Here is a 16,837-nt window from a genome sequence, read left to right as displayed (position 1 = left end):
GGAACCGCCATGGCAGGCCATTCCAAATTCAAGAACATCATGCATCGCAAGGGCGCGCAGGACAAAAAGCGCTCGGCGATGTTCTCGAAGCTCAGCCGCGAAATCACTGTCGCTGCCAAGATGGGCCTGCCCGATCCCGAGATGAATGCGCGCCTTCGCGCGGCGGTGCTCGCCGCCAAGGCGCAGTCGATGCCGAAGGACAACATCCAGCGGTCGATCGACAAGGCATCGGGCTCGGACGCCGAGAACTATGAGGAAATCCGCTACGAGGGCTTCGGCCCGGGCGGCGTCGCCATCATCGTCGAGGCGCTGTCCGACAACCGCAACCGCACGGCGACCAACGTCCGCACCGCTTTCTCCAAGAATGGCGGCAACCTCGGCGCAAGCGGCTCGGTCAGCCACGGGTTCGAGCGGATGGGCCTGATCGAATATGGTGCCGCTGCAGGCGATGCCGACAAGGTTCTGGAAGCCGCGATCGAAGCCGGCGCGGACGATGTCGAATCGGATGAAGAAGGTCACGAAATCTGGACCTCGGTGGATTCGCTCCACGAGGTAGCAAAATCGCTCGAGGGCGCGCTTGGCGAAGCAGAAGCCGTCAAGCTCGGCTGGAAGCCCGGCACCGAAGTCGAAGTTCGCGGCGACGATGCAGCGACGCTGATGAAGCTAATCGACGCGCTGGAAGACGACGACGACGTCCAGACTGTCTGGGGCAATTACAATGTCCCGGATGAGGAGCTGGAGAAGCTTGCCTAAGCTTCTGGGTCTCGACCCTGGCCTTGGGACTACCGGCTGGGGCGTTATCCAGGCAGAGGGCAACCGACTTTCCCACGTCGCTAACGGACAGCTGAAGACGGACACTGCCGTGCCACTGCCGGAGCGGCTCGCCGACCTGGCTCGCCAGCTCGAGGCGCTAATTGCCGAGGTCGAACCCGACGCTGCGGCGGTCGAAGAAGTGTTCGTCAATAAGAACCCGCAGTCGACCCTCAAGCTCGGCCAGGCGCGAGGAGTCGTCCTGATGACGGCCGCTCGCGGCGGGATACCCGTCGCCGAATACGCCGCCCGGCTGGTGAAGAAGGCCGTCGTCGGCAACGGCAATGCGGAAAAAGTACAGGTCCATGCGATGGTCTCGCGCCTGCTGCCCGGGGCGAAAATCGCCGGGCCAGACGCCGCCGACGCCCTCGCAATCGCGATCACCCATGCACATCACTTGGCGAGCGCCCGCCGCATCGCCTAAGCCTAGGCAGACATGATCGCCCGCCTGTCCGGAATCCTCGCCGAAATCAGCGCCGACACGGCGATCGTCGATGTCGGCGGTGTCGGCTACCTCATCCACGCGAGCGCCCGCACGCTCGACGTACTCGGGCCGATCGGCGGCGAGATTCTGATCCTGACCGAGCTCCAGGTCCGTGAGGACGCGTGGACTCTGTTCGGTTTCGGATCGCAGGTCGAGCGAGACTCGTTCCGCGCCCTCACGTCCGTTCAAGGCGTGGGCGGCAGGCTCGCGCTCGCTATCCTGTCGGTCCTCTCTCCCGACGAACTCGCCCGCGCCGTAAGCCAAGGCGACAAGGCCATGATCGGCAGAGCCAACGGCGTCGGCCCGAAGCTTGCCGCCCGCATCGCCAACGAACTTCAGGGCAAGCTCGGCGTCGCCGGGCTGGGCGCATCGCTGGTGCCGGCAGCGCGCGGCGGAGCAGCTTCGGATGCGATGTCCGCACTCGCCAATCTCGGATTCAAGCCTGTGGAAGCGAGTGCTGCGGTGAACGCTGCCCAAGATGAACTCGGTCCGGAGGCCGGCCTCGACGACCTCGTTCGGCTGGCGCTCCGCAAAGCGGCAAAGTGACGCGCGCTCGCGCATTTACGCTCCTTCTCGCACTGCCGCTCAGCGCCTGCGCAATCACCTCCAGCGCATATTCGGCTATCGATTCCTGCCTCGAGACAGGCCATGCATGGAATTACCGTTCGAGCCGATGCGAGCGCCCGGATCCGGGCCCGGTCGACCTGATCCGCGTCGACAAGTCCGCCCATCTCATGTCGGCCTACCGCCAGGGCAGGCTGGTCCGCGAATTTCGCGTTGCGATCGGGCGCGGCGACCCTGGCCCAAGCAGCAACAGGGCGATGGCCGAGTGCCGGAAGGTTCTTACCGAATTGTCGGACACAACCCGAACAGTGCATTCCATTTGTCGCTCCGGATCGGATATCCGACACCTGAACAGGTTTCGGCAGCGGCCAAGCGGGGCGTGAATCCCGGCGGCGACATCATGATTCACGGCCTTCCAAACGACCGCGGCTGGATCGGCAGCCGGCACACCGAGTTCGACTGGACCGACGGCTGCGTCGCAGTCACCAACCGCGAAATTGAGTGGCTCTACAAAGCCGTAAGGGACGGCACGCCGGTGGAGATACAGGCGTGACGACGCGCACCGCATCCTGCCGCTGCGGACAGCTCAAGGTGACGGTCACGGGCGATCCGGTGCGGGTTTCCGCCTGTCACTGCCTCAACTGCAAGAAGAGGTCTGGAAGCGCTTTCGCCGTGCAGGCCCGCTGGCCGGCCGAGCAGGTGACGGTCGAGGGTCAGTCGAAGAGCTGGGTCATCGTCGCTGATAGCGGCAACCCGGGCACGTTCCATTTCTGCCCGGAATGCGGCTCGGACGTCCACTATGAGATCAACGGCAAGTTCGACGGCCTGATTGCCATCCCGCTAGGGGCGTTCGACGACCCCTATTTTGCCTCACCGAAATTCTCGGTCTGGGAAAAGCGCAAGAACGACTGGATCGACATCGTCGGCGACGGCGTCGAACACACCCTCTAAGGCTCAGCCGCCCCAAGCCTCGCGATAGACGCGCAGGAAATTGCCGCCCATCAGCTTCTCGAGCCGCGCATCGCTCCAGCCGCGCTTCTGCAGGTCCGCAGCAAAGCGGCGATAGCGGTCGACCGAGTTATAATCCTCGACCATCGGATAGACGTCCACGCCCTCTCCCGGCGCTGCGATTCCGGCCTTGATCCGGTCGAGCGCCCACTTCTTCAGCTTTTCCTTCGCTTCGGCATCGAGGAGCTGCGGAAGGGCCCATTGTCGGTGCCAATGCCGACATGATCTTCACCCGCTACGTTGGCGATATGTTCGACGTGACGCAGCAGGTCTTCGCCCTTCGGATGGCTGTCGAGCGTCAGGAAGGGCATGAAATAGACGCCGACAACCCCGCCCTTGTCCGCAACGGCCTTGATCGTCTCGTCGCTCGTGTTGCGGACGTGGTCGGTCAGCGCGCGGGCGCCAGTGTGGCTGATCACCAGCGGGCGCTTCGCGTGCGCAGCTGCCTCCGCCATCGTCCTTGCTCCGCCGTGGCTCAAATCCAGAAGCAGCTTTTCCGCCTCGATCCGCTCGATCGTCGCACGGCCAAGTTTGGATAGCCCTGCATTGGCCGGCTCGAGCGCACCGTCACCCGCTAGGTTACGGTTGTTGTAGGTCAGCTGAACGGTCAACACGCCGTCCTTCTTCAACTGAGCCAGGCGATCCAGCTCAGGACCGACCATCGACGTGTCCTGCGTGCCGACGATCACTCCGAGCTTCTTCTCGCGCTTCGCCTTCAAAATGTCGGCGGCGCTTTTGACCGGCAGAAGATAGTCGGGATTGGCGTTGAAGATGTTCTTCTTCTCGGCGATGGCCTTCTGGTAGTCGCCCCACGGGTCGACGACATTGCCGACCGGCATCACCGTGTCGCGGATGACCGTCACGCCCGTCTGAAGCGTTTCGATCCAGCCACGGTCGCTCATCCGCAACTGTTCTTCCGGCGTGTAGGGATCGCCGAGACCACCAAGTCCATCGATGATGATTGCCCGGTCGTACCAGGCGCTGCTTGCGCGCCGCTGCGCAAAAGCCGGGCCGGCGACCAGGGCCGCTGCGCCCGTCGCAATCAAAGTCCGTCGATCAACCTGCATGTCGCCCCGCAAGTTCACGTATCAAGCAACAGTAAGCGCCTTGTCGGCGGCGCGTCCATCTGCGAATCAAATCTCAGAGATGGCGACCGACCCAGCCCGAATCACGACGCCGGAGCGCACGACCGAAGACGCGGATGCCGCGCTTCGCCCGAAAAGCCTCGACGAGTTCGTCGGCCAGCAAGCTGCGCGAGAGAACCTGCGCATCTTCGTGAACGCTGCGAAGAGCCGCGGGAGGCGCTCGACCACGTCCTGTTTCATGGACCGCCCGGCCTCGGAAAGACCACGCTCGCCGGGATCCTTGCCCGCGAGATGGGCGTCGGTTTCCGCGCCACGTCGGGTCCGGTGATTGCCAAGTCCGGCGACCTGGCCGCGCTGCTGACCAACCTCGAGGACGGCGACGTCCTGTTCATCGACGAGATTCACCGCCTCAATCCCGCGGTAGAGGAAGTCCTCTATCCTGCGATGGAGGATCGTGCTCTCGACCTGATGATTGGCGAAGGCCCATCGGCTCGCTCCGTCCGTATCGACCTTCCGCGCTTCACATTGGTCGGAGCAACCACCCGCCAGGGCCTCCTGACGACCCCGTTGCGCGATCGGTTCGGAATCCCCGTCCGCTTGAACTTCTACACGGTCGAGGAGCTTGAGCAGGTCATCCGCCGGGCATCGCGGCTGCTGGGTGTCGGAATCACCGATGACGGCTCGCGCGAAGTCGCCCGCCGTTCACGCGGAACTCCGCGCATCGCCGGCCGGCTGCTCCGCCGCGTACGCGACTTTGCCCACGCAGTTGGAGCAGACGAGATCGACGAAGGCGTCGCCGACAAGGCACTTTCGCGACTGGAGATCGACGCGCTCGGCCTCGATGCAATGGATCGCCGCTACTTGACGATGATCGCCGATCTCTACGGCGGCGGCCCAGTCGGCGTGGAAACGCTCGCCGCAGGCCTAAGCGAGCCGCGCGACACCATCGAAGACGTGATCGAGCCCTATCTCATTCAGCTTGGCCTCATCGCCCGGACGGCACGTGGGCGCTGTCTGAACGGCCGCGGCTATACTCACCTCGGCCTGAACCCACCCGCCGGCGCGCAGGCAGGCCTGTTCGACCCGGGAGCGAGCCCCAAGTGATCCGCACTGCATTGCTGACCTTCGCCGCCGTCGCGGCTACACCCGCATCCGCCCAGCCCGCGGCATCTCCCGCAGCCGTCGATTATTCGAAGGACGCGAACTGGCTTTGCCTTCCTGGCCGGTCCGACATTTGTTCGACGCCGCTGCCGACGACCGCGCTTAATTCTAACGGCTACGGCTCTGTCGGACGCAGCGAAGTCGCCAAGGATGCGGCGGTCGACTGCTTCTACGTTTACCCGACGGTTTCTAACGATCGGGGACTGAACAGCGACCTCACCGTCGACAACAGCGAGCGCTCGGCAACACAGGTGCAGTTCGCACGCTTTGCCGGCGTCTGCCGCACCTTCGCTCCGGTCTATCGCCAGATGACGCTTGGTGCGGTGGCAGCGGCCGCGGCGGGCGCCGATGTCACCAAGCCGGCGATGCTCGCCTATGCCGACGTCGCCAGCGCCTGGCGCACGTACCTGCGGCAGTACAACGAAGGCCGCCCGTTCGTTCTTATTGGCCATAGCCAGGGCTCGCTCATGCTCCAGCAGCTCATCAAGCATGAGATCGAGGGCAAGCCGATCGCGAAGCAAATGCGGCTCGCCATCCTGCCCGGCTTCAACCTGCTCGTCCCGCAGGGCAAGACGGTCGGCGGCACGCTGAAATCGACGCCCATCTGCTCGTCGCCGGGCGAAACGGGTTGCGTCATGACCTGGGTCAGCTTCCGCGAGAAAAACGTCCCGCCCGCCGGCGCGATCTTCGGCAACGCGCCTGCTCCCGGAATGACCGTCGCCTGCACCAATCCGGCGAAACCCGGCTCGACCGCATGGGAGAGCCTCGACAGCTATTGGAACACCCGTTTCGGGCTACCAGTCCCGGGCGGTCCGATCAGCTGGTCGAGCGAGGGTGCGCCGCCGACCCAGTTCGTGCGGACCGAAGGTTTGGTCTCGGCGCGCTGCGTCAACGACGGCCAACTCGGCTATCTCTCGATCCGAACCAACGCCGACCCCAACAGCAAGCGCACGGACCGCGTCTACGGCGAGGTCGGGATCCTCGGCATGTTCGTTCCCGGCTGGGGAATGCATTTGGCGGACGTCGCCGAGGCACAGGGCGACATGATCCGCCAGGTCGAGGACGTCAGCGCTCGATCCAGAACAACTTCTCAACAGGCACGCTGAGCGCCTCCGCGAGCTTGATCGCGAGCATCGCGGAGGGTGTGAACACGCCATTCTCGACCGTGTTGATGGTCTTGCGAGTAACCCCGACACGCTCAGCGAGCTCGGCCTGAGTGAGGCCGAGCTCGGTCCGCCGCAATTTCAATCCGTTGGCGAGCCGCTCACCCATCGCGAAGCGCGTGACGCTCCAGCCGTGCGAAGGTCAGCATTGCTACCGCGATGGCAATAGTCAGGATGATGTGGACCGTGTCGCGGCCGGATACCGGCTCGAACAGGTCGACGACATAGATCCCGATAGCAGTCAGGCAGGCCGCCCAGAAGCCGTTCGCGAATCCGGTGCGGCGATGCTCCCGCGTAGTTTCGTCGTTGAGAAGGGCTCGGACCTCCGCCGACCGAAACCAGGCTCCGCCAGTCGCGAGCATCAGCAGTAGAACGGCCGAAAGCACGACCCAGGCCGCGATCTTGAAGTGGCCGGCTGAGCTGACGAGGTCGTGCCGGCTGGAAAAGTAAGAGGCTTGTTGCGACAGGAAGATCGCCGCGAGCACGAACAACATTCGCGCCCGCTTGCCGCTCAACCTCTCTGCCGTCTCGCTGCTCGTCTCAGCCATTCCAAATCCCCAGATCAAGTAACCTATGCGTTACATGTAACCTTGGGGTTACACATGAGTCAAGCGCCCTATTTGCGGCGGGCGGCAGCGGCCGGTAAGCGAACGGGATGAGCCTGGCGCACCTCGACACACCCTATCGCGGCGGATTTGTCGGGGCGGAGCATCATTTCGCGCTGACAGTCTACTTCGAGGACACGGACACGGCAGGCGTCGTTTACTACGCGAACTATCTGAAGTTCATGGAACGTGCGCGGTCGGACATGATCCGCGCCGTCGGTGTCGACCAGGGTGCTGCCCTCAGGGCGACGGCAGTGCCTATTTCGTGACCGAGGTGGACATCAGATATCGCAAGCCCGCGCGGCTCGGCGATGACCTGATTGTCATAAGCACCGTCGACGCCGTTCGCGCCGCATCCGTGGACATTCATCAGCGGGTCATCCGTGGAACGGAACAATTGACCGACGCGAGGGTGACAGCCGCCTACCTCGACAGCGATGGCCGGCCGCAACGCCAGCCGAAGGACTGGGTTGAGCGGTTCAATCGAATAACGACCGGGAAGTGATGCGTTTTATCAATTCAACCAGCCTGTTCGCCGTCGCCGCCTTCGTCGCGGGCACCGCGGCGCAAGCCCAGTCCGGAGGACAGATCGTCCTCGCGGTCCCGCAGTTTCCAACCCCAAGAACCTGAAGACCGACGGCGGCGAAACCGGCGTCATCGGCATCCAGATCGCGCAGCAGATCGTGTCGGACCTTCGAACCACGCGGTCGATCTATCCGACTGGCCCTGAGAACCTACGGCACTACACTCCGACCGAGGCAGGTGCGCCGCTTTACCCGAACTGGGCGAACATCGGCGCCGGGGCGCTGGTGACGGGCTATGTCCAAGCGCGCGACGACGGCCGCATCAATGTCGTCTGCTATCTCTATGACCTGAAGCAGCGCCGAGAGATGACCCGCAAGGGATTCGCGGTGGCGGCAACCGAATGGAAGCGCGCGGCCCACCGCTGCGCCGGCGCTTTCTACACCGCGGTGACCAAGCGGCCCGGCCTGTTCGACAGCCGCATCGTTTATGTCGCCGCAACGGGTTCGCGCATGCAGCCGGTAAAACGCATCGCGATCATGAACTGGGACGGGACCGACCACAGCTATCTCACCCAGGGCGAAGTCACCGTGACCAGCCCGCGCGTTTCGCCGGATGGCGAGCACATCGCCTACATGAGCTTCGCCGGCGGAATGCCGCACATCCGAATCATGGACGCGGATGGAAGCAACGACCGGCAGCTCCTGCAATCCACGTCGATGAGCTTTGCGCCGCGCTTCTCGCCGGATGGACGCTCGATCGCCTTTTCGATGGCGGTGGACGGTAATACCGACATCTATGTGGTCGACGCGAACGGCGGCTATCCGCAGCGGCTGACCACCACGCCGGGCATCGACACCTCGCCGAGCTTCTCGCCAGACGGTCGGAAGATCGTCTTCGAGAGCGACCGCTCGGGCACCCAGCAGATTTACGTCATGAATACCGACGGCTCGGGCCAGCGCCGGATCAGCTTCGGCGGAGGCTCGAACTCCTCGCCCGTCTGGAGCCCTGACGGCGACAGGATCGCCTTCTCGCGCTGGAACGGTTCGACCATCGGCATCGGAATCATGAACGCGAGCGGCGGCGACGAGAAGCTCCTGACCAATGGCTGGCAGGACGAGGCGCCGAGCTGGTCCCCGGACAGCGAGTGGGTGATGTTCCAGCGGACCCAGCAGGGCACGGGCACTGGGTCGTTGCTGATGGTTTCGATCGGCGGCGGAGAACCGAAGGCCGTCGCCACGCCGCAACCGGGCGCCGACCCGAGCTGGTCGGGAGTGGTCCAATGATCATGCGTGCGTTGCTTTTGGCTTCCGCCTTCGTTGGTACCTCCGCTTCCGCCCAAGGCTACCAGCCCTATCCCTATTCGCCGGCACCCGCACCCGGATATCCCCAGCCGGGCTATCCGCAACCTGCGCCCGGCTATCCCGGCGTGCAGGCGCCCGTGCTTGCGGTCCCGGTGCTCGAACAGGATCTCAAGTTGAAGGCGGGTTCGAACACCGTCCGCTTCGGCCGCGACAGCTACGTGCTGACCCCGCAGTCCCAGGCCACGCTGACCGCCCAGGCCCAGTGGTTGATCATGCATCCTTATGTGAACGCGAGCATCGAGGGTCATGCCGACGTCCGGCAGACGCGCGATTACGCGCTGGCGCTCGGCGAGCGGCGCGCGGCGGCGGTTCGTAATTACCTGATTGCGTCAGGCGTGCCGCCCAGCAGCTTCAAATTGTCAGCTGGGCCGGGAACGTCCGACCAGCGATGCGGTCCATGACGCGACCTGGTTGCAGAACAGCCGCGTCGTCACCGTCTTGAAGCAGCCGCCGCAGCAACTGCAGCCCTGGATGCCGCCGCAGCCTTGGCCGCAGCCACAGCCCGGAAATCGTTAGGCGGCGTAGCGCTGGTGCGAGCCGAGCCAGGCACGCGCCTGGCGCTGGGCCTCGGCGATCTCGCGAGCAGTCATCTCGATGGCGATCTCGGCGCGGCACTGCTGCCCGCGAGTGCAGCCATTGAGAGCCGCGAGGTTGAACCACTTGTGCGCTTCGACGAGGTCGACCGTGATGCCCCCCGGCCGGTCGAATAGGTGACGCCCAGTTCGAACAAGGCGTCGACATTGCCGCGCTCGGCATCTGCGAGGCGGCTGCGGATAAGGAATTCCGCGCTCTTCTGGCTAATTGCACCCACTTGAACTCTCCCCTGGTACGGGGTGAACTTCGGACGCAGATGGCAAATAAATGGTTAACGGCGTCGTGGCGTCAGAGTCACAGTCCGACGGCGATATTGTCGATGAGGCGCGTGCGGCCGATTAGGGCTGCAGCAATCAGGCGCATCGGGCCGCCCGCCTGCTCCAGCGGTTCAAGCGTCAGCGCATTGACGAGGGCAACATAGTCGATCCGCGAAAAGCCGGCCCTCGTCAGCCGTGCCTTCGCAGCGGCCAGCGCATCGCTAACCAGCAGGCCGGATGAAATCGCCTCCGCCGCCTCGTTGAGTGCGCGCGGAAGCTCCACTGCATTACTTCTCTCTTCGGGCGAGAGGTAGGCGTTCCGGGATGATAGAGCCAAGCCATCCTCGTCCCTGACAGTTGGTACGCCCAGGACCTCGATGCCGAGCTGCAGGTCCAGAGCCATCCGCCGAATGACGGCGAGTTGCTGGAAATCCTTCTCACCGAACAAGGCGATGTCGGGCCGCACCGCGCACAGCAATTTTGCAACGACCGTCGCGACGCCATCGAAATGGCCGGGCCGCGCTTCCCCTTCCCAGCGGTCGCTTACCCCCTTCACGCTGACCGTCGTCGCGAAGCCGGCCGGATAAAATTCAGCGGGCTGCGGAAGCCAGAGCAGGTCGCAGCCCGCCTCCTCCAGCATGGCGGCGTCCTTCTCTTCCTGCCGGGATAGCGATCAAAGTCCTCGTTCGCGCCGAACTGGAGCGGATTGACGAAGATCGTCGCAGCGACACGGTCGGCGACACGGCTTGCTTCCGTGATCAATTTGAGATGTCCGGAGTGGAGAGCGCCCATGGTCGGAACGAGCGCCAGACTCTTTCCGCCGTCCCCCATGGCAATGAGGGCTGACGGCAATTGGCTGGCCTCACGGATTATTTGCAAGGAATCCGACCTTTAAGTAAACGGTTAACGGGGCGCGGTTCTTGGAGCCGCGTGGGAAAAGTGCAAGGGGGTGGGGAACATGGCCCAGCCGCATTTCATCGTCTTCGCCAATGAAAAGGGCGGAACCGGCAAGTCGACCACTGCCGTTCACACCGCTGTCGCCCTCGCAGCGACCGGACATGTCGTTGGCGCGCTCGACCTGGACAGCCGACAGCGGACCATGACCCGCTATCTCGAGAACCGCGATGCGACGATGCGCCGGCTCGGCAAGAACCTGCCTCAGGCAAAGTATCGCGTATTCGAAGGCGACAGCGTCGAAGGCCTCGATCTCGCCCTGCGCGAGCTCAGCGAGGAGGTCGACGTTATCGTTGTCGACACGCCCGGCCGCGACGATCCGATCGCTCGCGCGGCAATTCTCAAGGCAGACACATTGGTCACTCCGATGAACGACAGCTTCGTCGATCTTGACCTGATCGGCCAGGTTCATCCGGAAAATTACAAGATAACGCGGCCCAGCTTCTATGCCGAGCTGATCTGGAACAGCCGGACGCAGCGCGCGAAGAACACCGGCAAGAGCGTCGACTGGGTCGTGCTCCGCAATCGCCTGCAGCACATCGAGAGCCACAACCTGCGCCGAGTCGGCGCGGCGCTCGACGAACTGGCCCGCCGGGTCGGCTTCCGGGTCATCCCGGGCCTGGGCGAACGCGTCATCTATCGTGAACTGTTCCCGAAAGGCCTCACCCTGCTCGATTTCGAGCAGCTCGGTGAAGTCGGCATCGGTCACATCACCGCTCGGCAGGAGCTTCGCGAGATGATCGCGGGGCTCGGCATTCCTGACCCCGGCGTCGAAGAGCCCATCGCAGCGGCAGGTTGAACGGCAGCGCCGATTGGGTCATTGCGGCGCGCCGAACCAAGTTCCTGTTAAATAGCGAGTTCAATGACCCATAGCTTCGATCGCACCATCCTTCGCGAGTACGACATTCGCGGAATCGTTGGAAAAACGCTGAATGAGGCCGATGCCTATGCGCTCGGCAGGACTTTCGCCGCTCTGGCCACCGATGAAGGCGCAACCCGCATCGCCGTAGGCCGGGACGGCCGTACTCACTCGCCGATCCTCGCGGCCGAGCTGATCCGCGGCCTGATCGAAGGCGGCATCAACGTCGACGACATCGGTATCGGACCCAGCCCGATGCTCTATTTCGCCGTCTCCACGCTGAGCGTGCAGGGTGGAATCCAGGTCACCGGGAGCCACAACCCGTCCGACTATAATGGGTTCAAGATGCTCCTGAACGGCCGCTCGGTCTTTGGCGATGAGATTCAGACGATTGGCCGCCGCGCTGCCGACGGCGACTGGTCAGAGGGCCATGGCCACGTCGACCAGGTGGATGTGCTCGACACCTACGTGAATCGCCTGATGCAGGGCTTCCAGGGCGGAACGTTCCGCATCGGTTGGGACGCCGGGAACGGCGCCGCCGGTCCCGCGCTCGAGAAGCTCATCAAGAAATTGCCGGGCGAGCATTTCGCGATCCACACCGACGTGGATGGCACCTTCCCGAATCATCATCCCGACCCGACGGTCGAGGCGAACCTCGCTGACCTCAAGGCACTCGTCGCGGAGAAGAATCTTGATTTCGGAATTGCGTTCGACGGCGATGCGGACCGCATCGGCGCCATCGACAGCAAGGGCCGCGTGGTCTGGGGCGACCAGCTTCTGATGATCCTCGCCGAGCCGGTGCTGAAGGAAATGCCCGGGGCAACCATCATCGCCGATGTGAAGGCGAGCCAGATCCTGTTCGACCATATCGCCAAGATCGGCGGCAAGCCGCTGATGTGGAAGACCGGGCACAGCCTTATCAAGTCGAAGATGATCGAGACGGCGGCCCCGCTAGCTGGCGAGATGAGCGGCCATATCTTCTTCAAGCATCGCTGGTACGGCTTCGACGATGCGCTCTATGCAGCCGTTCGCCTGATCGAGGCCCTTAACGCATCGGGCAAATCGCTGACCCAGATCGTCGACGAAATGCCGAAGTCGATCGTGACTCCGGAGCTTCGTTTCCCAGTCGATGAAAGCCGCAAGTTCGCCGTCATAAGGGAAATCCTCGCGCGGCTTTCGAGCAATGGAGCGCGGGTGGATGCGACCGACGGCGCTCGCGTGATGACCGACGATGGGTGGTGGCTGCTCCGCGCGTCCAACACGCAGGACGTCCTCGTCGCCCGCGCCGAAGCTCGCGACGACGCGGGCCTCGAACGCCTTATGGGCCAGATCGACGAGCAGCTTTCGCTGTCCGGCGTCGAACGCACCGAGGGCGACGGCCACTAAGGCCTTCGGTCCATCGCATTGGGAATTGACCGACTCGATTGGCAGGGAGCAGAGCCGGCGGCGGCCGCCAGTCTGTTGCGGACCCGCTTACATCGCGGCTGATCACGGTAGCGTACGCGTCTAACCCCCAGACGTGGAGACTGACCATGACTGCACCGACGCCGCCGGGAGGCGGTGGCGATACTCTTGCGCCCGAGCCCACCACCACAACCCAGACCGAAACCCCAAAGAGGACCTTCGTGCTTGAGGAGCGCCCCCAAGCAGAAACCTCGATCCGGCTGTTCTCGTTTCGAGCGTCGGACGAAGATCTTGCCGACTTGAAACGGCGCATCGCGGCCACCCGATGGCCTGATCGCGAACTAGTCAATGACGCCTCCCAGGGCGTGCAGCTCGCCACAATGCAGAAGCTCGCCGATTATTGGCTCAATTCGCACGATTGGCGAAAGGTCGAGGCGAAGATCAATTCGTACCCGAACTTCATCACAAACATCGACGGCGTGGACATTCACTTCATTCACGTGAAATCGAAGCATCCGGACGCCAAGCCGCTGGTCGTCACTCATGGCTGGCCAGGTTCGATCATCGAGCAGCTCAAAATCATCGATCCATTGACCGATCCGACGTCATTCGGAGGCAGCGCCGAAGACGCGTTCGACGTCGTGATTCCCTCGCTTCCGGGCTACGGATTCTCCGGAAAGCCGACCAAGCTAGGCTGGGATCCGCAGCGCATTGCGAGAGCCTGGATCACGTTGATGGGACGGCTCGGCTACGACCGTTTCTTCGCTTCCGGCGGCGACTGGGGCACTCCGGTCACCGAGCAGATTGCCCTACAGGCACCGAGGGAAGTAATCGCGATCCACACCAACATGCCCTTCGCGATGCCCGCCGATGTCGCAAGGGCAGCGTTCGCTGGCGGGCCACCGCCGGAGGGCCTTGATGCCGACGAGCTCCGTGCGTTCGAGCAGCTCAAGTTCTTCTTCGGCAAAGGCCTGGCTTACGCCCAGGAGATGGGGAACCGACCGCAGACGCTTTACGCGGTCGATGACTCGCCGATCGGACTGGCGGCATGGATCATCGACCACGACATCGACAGCTACAGGCTCATCGCCCGGGCGTTCGATGGCGTCGCGGAAGGCCTGACGCGCGATGACGTTCTCGACAACATCACACTCTACTGGCTGACGAAGACCGGAGTATCCTCCTCCAGGCTGTATTGGGAGAACAAGCTCGCCTTCTTCGTGCCGCTGGGCCAAACCGTGCCGGTGGTGATAAGCTCATTCCCGGAGGAGCTGTACCAGGTTCCGAAGAGCTGGGCCGAGAAGGCCTATTCCAACCTGATCTATTACCAGCGCCACCCGAAAGGCGGCCACTTCGCTGCCTGGGAGCAACCGCAAGCGTTCGTGGACGACCTGCGTAACGGGTTCAGGTCGCTGCGGTGAACGCCGCGCCATCGGTCGGCGCCGTTGTTGCCGCGCTGATGCTCGTCGTGGGGGCGGTTCGCCGCTCCCCGCACAGCCTCGCCCGGCGGGTTCGACGCGTACCGATCTCCAGCGCCATGACCTCAGTGTTCCGGGTCGCGAGGTTTTCCAAGCGCGGGTCGACTTTGCACCCGGCGCATTTTTCCCGAGCCACACGCACCCGGGGAGGAGATCATCTACGTTCTCGAAGGATCTCTCGAATATGAGGTGAACGGGAAGCCCGTGCGCGTCAAAGCGGGCGATGTGCTGTTCGTCCCCTACGGAGCTGTGCATTCCGCACGAAATGTGGGTGAGGGTTCCGCCGCCGAGCTTGCGACTTACGTCCTCGAGAAGGGAAAGCCGCTGACGGTCTTCGTCAAGTGAAAGACGTGATGCGGCTACCGCCAGAGTTGCAGCCTACCAACCGACGCGTCGAGGCCTTCTCAGACGCGGTATTCGCGATCGCGGTGACCATCATGGTCCTCGAAATCCGCGTTCCGGACACACTCGCCTTCGCAAGCGACATGGCTGCTCTCGAAGACTTCGCCACGCTGCTTGCAATCTACGTGCTCAGCTTCGTCGTCGTCGGCATCTTGTGGGCAAACCATCACTATCTCGTCTTCACTCTGCCGACGTCGGACCGAGCGACCATCTGGTTGAACAATCACGTCCTCTTCTGGGTGACGATGGTCCCGGTCGTCGCCCGATTCTTCGGCCAGCACCCGACGTCGCCGAGGGCGACCGCGGCGTATGCGTACGTGATCATGATGTGCACATTCGCGCTCACGCTGCTCAGACGACATGCCGCGCGCGTTACCGAGAACGAAGTTCACCGCGCGCTCCACCACCGTGTCTTTCGAAGGGCATGGGTGGCCATGGCGCTCTACGCTGCGGCAATCCCGATCGCCTTTATGAACATCAGGATCAGTTGGGCCCTGTTGCTGATCCTTCCCGCATTGTTCTTCCTGCCGGTCATTCGGCTGCAGGCCGCCAAGGACGAAGTTCACCGCGCGATGGAGCATTCCCGCCCCTGACTTGTGCTAAAGCGGCCCGCCTGACTCCAAGGAAGCAGAGATGGACGACGCGATGACGATTCAGTTCGACCTGACCCGGCCCACCGAAGACCAGCTTCGCGATCTCGAAGCCGACCTTAGCGACCAGGAGCGTCACGTACTTCTGGAACATGGGACCGAGGCACCCTTCTGCGGCGTGTTTCTCGATGAGAAGCGCCCCGGCGTTTACACCTGTCGGCTGTGCGGCCTGCCGTTGTTCAACGGCGGACAGAAGTTCGAGAGCGGAACCGGGTGGCCCAGTTTCACCCAGCCGTTCTCCGCCGATCACCTGACCTATATCCGCGACACCAGCTACGGAATGGTCCGGACGGAAATCGTCTGCGCCCGCTGTGGATCGCACCAGGGACACGTCTTCCCGGACGGGCCTCCGCCGACCGGCGAGCGCTATTGCATCAATTCGGTCAGCCTCGAGTTCACGCCCAACGGCGAGCCGCTGCCTGACAAGCTTGATCGTGGCGCGCCTGAGGGCGAGCCGCTGCCTTAATCTCAATCATCCTCGTCCTCGTAACCCACCAGGTTCAGTTCGCGCGCTTTGATCTGATGAAGCATGCACCAGTGTTTGAGCGCTTCCTCGCGTCCATGAGTGATCCACACCTCACGCGGCTGCAACTCGCGGATGGTCCAGGTCAGTTCGTCCCAGTCGGCGTGATCGGAAATCACCAGTGGCAGCTCGATGTTCGACTGGCGCGCCCGCTGGCGAATGCGCATCCAGCCTGATGCCATTGCGGTTACCGGATCGGGCAAACGTCTAGACCAGCGATCGTTGAGAGCGGATGGCGGCGCGATGACGATGTGCCCCGCCATCTCCTCCTTCTTCGCCCCAGCCGTGTGCCGCATCTCGCCCAGCGCGACGCCGAGTTCCTCATAGAGATTGCACAACCGCTCGATCGCACCGTGATAGTAGATCGGTTGCTCATGGCCGCGGCGACGAAGCTCGGTGATCACCCGCTGCGCCTTGCCCAGCGCATAGGCACCGACCAGCACCGACCGCGAGGGATCGGAATGCAGGCGATGGAGCAGCCGATCGATCTCGCTTCCGGTGTCTGGGTGGCGGAAGACCGGCAGGCCGAACGTCGCCTCGGTGATGAAGATGTCGCACGGCACTGGCTCGAACGGCGCGCAGGTCGGGTCTTCGCGGCGCTTGTAGTCACCCGAAACGACGATCCGTTCGCCCGCATGTTCGAGCACGATTTGCGCTGAGCCCAGCACATGGCCCGCGGGAACGAAGCGGACGTCTACCTCGCCGACGCGGAAGCTTTCGCCATAGGCGACCGGATTGCCGTTTTGCTCGCCGTAGCGGACGCCCATGATCGCCAGCGTCTCCGGCGTCGCCCAGACCGCGCTGTGCCCGCCTCGCGCATGGTCGGCATGGCCGTGGGTGACGAGCGCTCGCTCCTTTGGCCGAGAGGGATCGATCCACGCATCCGCCGGGCGCACGTAAATGCCTTCCGGAAAAGGCTCTATCCAGGAACCGAGCCGCGCCATCGGGAG

The 16,837-nt window shown here is 63.6% G+C and carries 20 protein-coding genes and 4 pseudogenes; 17 read left to right on the top strand and 7 right to left on the bottom strand.

All coding sequences use genetic code 11. From position 1 onward, the window contains the following. Positions 1-9 precede the first annotated feature (9 nt). From H9L14_RS01330 to H9L14_RS01310, 5 genes are read left to right on the top strand one after another with little or no spacing between them, the layout of a single operon-like run. Positions 10-753 carry a YebC/PmpR family DNA-binding transcriptional regulator gene (locus tag H9L14_RS01330; protein ID WP_187708919.1) on the top strand — a complete coding sequence of 248 codons (744 nt, stop codon included), beginning with the start codon at positions 10-12 and terminating at the stop codon, positions 751-753. Next, positions 746-1,234: a crossover junction endodeoxyribonuclease RuvC gene (ruvC, locus tag H9L14_RS01325; protein WP_246444321.1), complete on the top strand. Its 489-nt coding sequence runs from the start codon at positions 746-748 to the stop codon at positions 1,232-1,234. The genes H9L14_RS01330 and ruvC overlap by 8 nt, the downstream gene beginning before the upstream one ends. A gap of 12 nt (positions 1,235-1,246) precedes the next feature. Beyond that, positions 1,247-1,840 (top strand): Holliday junction branch migration protein RuvA, encoded by a 594-nt coding sequence (ruvA, locus tag H9L14_RS01320; RefSeq protein ID WP_187708918.1) that lies wholly within the window; start codon positions 1,247-1,249, stop codon positions 1,838-1,840. Continuing rightward, on the top strand, positions 1,773-2,411 hold the full coding sequence (locus H9L14_RS16420; protein WP_343070206.1) for a L,D-transpeptidase family protein: 639 nt from the start codon (positions 1,773-1,775) through the stop codon (positions 2,409-2,411). Before ruvA ends, H9L14_RS16420 begins: the two co-directional genes overlap by 68 nt. Further along, entirely contained in the window at positions 2,408-2,809 is a 402-nt protein-coding gene (locus H9L14_RS01310; RefSeq protein WP_187708916.1) for a GFA family protein, read from the top strand. Before H9L14_RS16420 ends, H9L14_RS01310 begins: the two co-directional genes overlap by 4 nt. Before the next feature lie 3 nt (positions 2,810-2,812). Here the strand turns inward: H9L14_RS01310 and H9L14_RS16415 are convergent, their stop codons facing one another. Then, positions 2,813-2,968, bottom strand: coding sequence for a membrane dipeptidase (locus tag H9L14_RS16415; RefSeq protein ID WP_187708915.1), 156 nt, complete (start codon positions 2,966-2,968; stop codon positions 2,813-2,815). A gap of 53 nt (positions 2,969-3,021) precedes the next feature. Next, complete coding sequence (locus H9L14_RS01300) at positions 3,022-3,933, bottom strand: dipeptidase (protein WP_187708914.1); 912 nt, start codon at positions 3,931-3,933, stop codon at positions 3,022-3,024. 79 nt (positions 3,934-4,012) lie between these two features. Here H9L14_RS01300 and ruvB point away from each other — a divergent pair. After that, positions 4,013-5,055: pseudogene (ruvB, locus tag H9L14_RS01295) on the top strand (Holliday junction branch migration DNA helicase RuvB). Continuing rightward, positions 5,052-6,218, top strand: a complete 1,167-nt coding sequence (locus H9L14_RS01290; RefSeq protein ID WP_187708913.1) for a DUF3089 domain-containing protein — start codon at positions 5,052-5,054, stop codon at positions 6,216-6,218. The pseudogene ruvB and the gene H9L14_RS01290 overlap by 4 nt, the downstream one beginning before the upstream one ends. On the opposite strand, the gene H9L14_RS01285 is transcribed toward H9L14_RS01290, so the two are convergent. Further along, positions 6,178-6,384 (bottom strand): helix-turn-helix transcriptional regulator, encoded by a 207-nt coding sequence (locus H9L14_RS01285; RefSeq protein ID WP_187708912.1) that lies wholly within the window; start codon positions 6,382-6,384, stop codon positions 6,178-6,180. The genes H9L14_RS01290 and H9L14_RS01285 overlap by 41 nt on opposite strands. Then, entirely contained in the window at positions 6,377-6,823 is a 447-nt protein-coding gene (locus H9L14_RS01280; protein WP_187708911.1) for a hypothetical protein, read from the bottom strand. Before H9L14_RS01280 ends, H9L14_RS01285 begins: the two co-directional genes overlap by 8 nt. A gap of 107 nt (positions 6,824-6,930) precedes the next feature. Between H9L14_RS01280 and H9L14_RS14900 the strand changes: the two are divergent. The 4 genes and pseudogenes from H9L14_RS14900 (at position 6,931) to H9L14_RS01260 (ending at position 9,167) form a co-directional block, all read left to right on the top strand. Next, positions 6,931-7,385, top strand: a pseudogene (locus H9L14_RS14900) (YbgC/FadM family acyl-CoA thioesterase). Continuing rightward, entirely contained in the window at positions 7,382-7,510 is a 129-nt protein-coding gene (locus H9L14_RS16410) for a hypothetical protein (protein ID WP_281389402.1), read from the top strand. Before H9L14_RS14900 ends, H9L14_RS16410 begins: the two are co-directional and overlap by 4 nt. A 53-nt stretch (positions 7,511-7,563) precedes the next feature. After that, positions 7,564-8,688, top strand: coding sequence for a Tol-Pal system beta propeller repeat protein TolB (gene tolB, locus H9L14_RS01265; RefSeq protein WP_246444320.1), 1,125 nt, complete (start codon positions 7,564-7,566; stop codon positions 8,686-8,688). Beyond that, positions 8,685-9,167: an OmpA family protein gene (locus tag H9L14_RS01260; protein ID WP_187708908.1), complete on the top strand. Its 483-nt coding sequence runs from the start codon at positions 8,685-8,687 to the stop codon at positions 9,165-9,167. The genes tolB and H9L14_RS01260 overlap by 4 nt, the downstream gene beginning before the upstream one ends. A gap of 111 nt (positions 9,168-9,278) precedes the next feature. Here H9L14_RS01260 and H9L14_RS15395 read toward each other — a convergent pair. Both H9L14_RS15395 and panC read right to left on the bottom strand, forming a co-directional pair. After that, positions 9,279-9,577: pseudogene (locus tag H9L14_RS15395) on the bottom strand (hypothetical protein). Between the two features lie 77 nt (positions 9,578-9,654). Beyond that, a pseudogene (gene panC, locus H9L14_RS01250) lies at positions 9,655-10,496 on the bottom strand (pantoate--beta-alanine ligase). A 79-nt stretch (positions 10,497-10,575) separates the two neighbouring features. Here panC and H9L14_RS01245 point away from each other — a divergent pair. The 6 genes from H9L14_RS01245 to msrB all read left to right on the top strand — a co-directional run bounded on the left by H9L14_RS01245 (position 10,576) and on the right by msrB (position 15,830). Continuing rightward, positions 10,576-11,370 (top strand): division plane positioning ATPase MipZ, encoded by a 795-nt coding sequence (locus tag H9L14_RS01245; RefSeq protein ID WP_187708906.1) that lies wholly within the window; start codon positions 10,576-10,578, stop codon positions 11,368-11,370. 63 nt (positions 11,371-11,433) lie between these two features. After that, positions 11,434-12,816, top strand: a complete 1,383-nt coding sequence (gene pgmG / locus H9L14_RS01240) for a phosphoglucomutase/phosphomannomutase PgmG (RefSeq protein ID WP_187708905.1) — start codon at positions 11,434-11,436, stop codon at positions 12,814-12,816. 146 nt (positions 12,817-12,962) lie between these two features. Continuing rightward, positions 12,963-14,255, top strand: a complete 1,293-nt coding sequence (locus H9L14_RS01235; RefSeq protein ID WP_187708904.1) for an epoxide hydrolase family protein — start codon at positions 12,963-12,965, stop codon at positions 14,253-14,255. Between the two features lie 177 nt (positions 14,256-14,432). Continuing rightward, positions 14,433-14,657: a cupin domain-containing protein gene (locus H9L14_RS15390; RefSeq protein WP_343070273.1), complete on the top strand. Its 225-nt coding sequence runs from the start codon at positions 14,433-14,435 to the stop codon at positions 14,655-14,657. After that, complete coding sequence (locus H9L14_RS01225) at positions 14,654-15,307, top strand: TMEM175 family protein (RefSeq protein ID WP_187708903.1); 654 nt, start codon at positions 14,654-14,656, stop codon at positions 15,305-15,307. Before H9L14_RS15390 ends, H9L14_RS01225 begins: the two co-directional genes overlap by 4 nt. 40 nt (positions 15,308-15,347) lie before the next feature. Beyond that, a complete protein-coding gene (gene msrB, locus H9L14_RS01220; protein WP_187708902.1) occupies positions 15,348-15,830 on the top strand; it encodes a peptide-methionine (R)-S-oxide reductase MsrB in 483 nt (160 codons plus the stop codon). Positions 15,831-15,832: 2 nt separating this feature from the next. Here the strand turns inward: msrB and H9L14_RS01215 are convergent, their stop codons facing one another. After that, entirely contained in the window at positions 15,833-16,831 is a 999-nt protein-coding gene (locus H9L14_RS01215) for a ligase-associated DNA damage response exonuclease (protein WP_187708901.1), read from the bottom strand. Between the last annotated feature and the right edge of the window lie 6 nt (positions 16,832-16,837).

It is taken from the genome of Sphingomonas sediminicola (genome assembly GCF_014489515.1).
Taxonomy (GTDB): Bacteria; Pseudomonadota; Alphaproteobacteria; order Sphingomonadales; family Sphingomonadaceae; genus Sphingomicrobium; species Sphingomicrobium sediminicola.
The sequence above is the reverse complement of the archived record's forward strand: the minus strand, read 5'-3'. Positions and strand labels throughout refer to the sequence as shown.

Coding starts and splice junctions, on each gene's coding strand:
- H9L14_RS01330 (WP_187708919.1), top strand. CDS start 10: ATGGCAGGCCATTCCAAATTCAAGAACATCATGCATCGCAAGGGCGCG.
- ruvA (WP_187708918.1), top strand. CDS start 1,247: ATGATCGCCCGCCTGTCCGGAATCCTCGCCGAAATCAGCGCCGACACG.
- H9L14_RS16420 (WP_343070206.1), top strand. CDS start 1,773: ATGAACTCGGTCCGGAGGCCGGCCTCGACGACCTCGTTCGGCTGGCGC.
- H9L14_RS01300 (WP_187708914.1), bottom strand. CDS start 3,933: ATGCAGGTTGATCGACGGACTTTGATTGCGACGGGCGCAGCGGCCCTG.
- H9L14_RS01285 (WP_187708912.1), bottom strand. CDS start 6,384: ATGGGTGAGCGGCTCGCCAACGGATTGAAATTGCGGCGGACCGAGCTC.
- H9L14_RS01280 (WP_187708911.1), bottom strand. CDS start 6,823: ATGGCTGAGACGAGCAGCGAGACGGCAGAGAGGTTGAGCGGCAAGCGG.
- H9L14_RS01260 (WP_187708908.1), top strand. CDS start 8,685: ATGATCATGCGTGCGTTGCTTTTGGCTTCCGCCTTCGTTGGTACCTCC.
- H9L14_RS01245 (WP_187708906.1), top strand. CDS start 10,576: ATGGCCCAGCCGCATTTCATCGTCTTCGCCAATGAAAAGGGCGGAACC.
- pgmG (WP_187708905.1), top strand. CDS start 11,434: ATGACCCATAGCTTCGATCGCACCATCCTTCGCGAGTACGACATTCGC.
- H9L14_RS01235 (WP_187708904.1), top strand. CDS start 12,963: ATGACTGCACCGACGCCGCCGGGAGGCGGTGGCGATACTCTTGCGCCC.
- msrB (WP_187708902.1), top strand. CDS start 15,348: ATGGACGACGCGATGACGATTCAGTTCGACCTGACCCGGCCCACCGAA.
- H9L14_RS01215 (WP_187708901.1), bottom strand. CDS start 16,831: ATGGCGCGGCTCGGTTCCTGGATAGAGCCTTTTCCGGAAGGCATTTAC.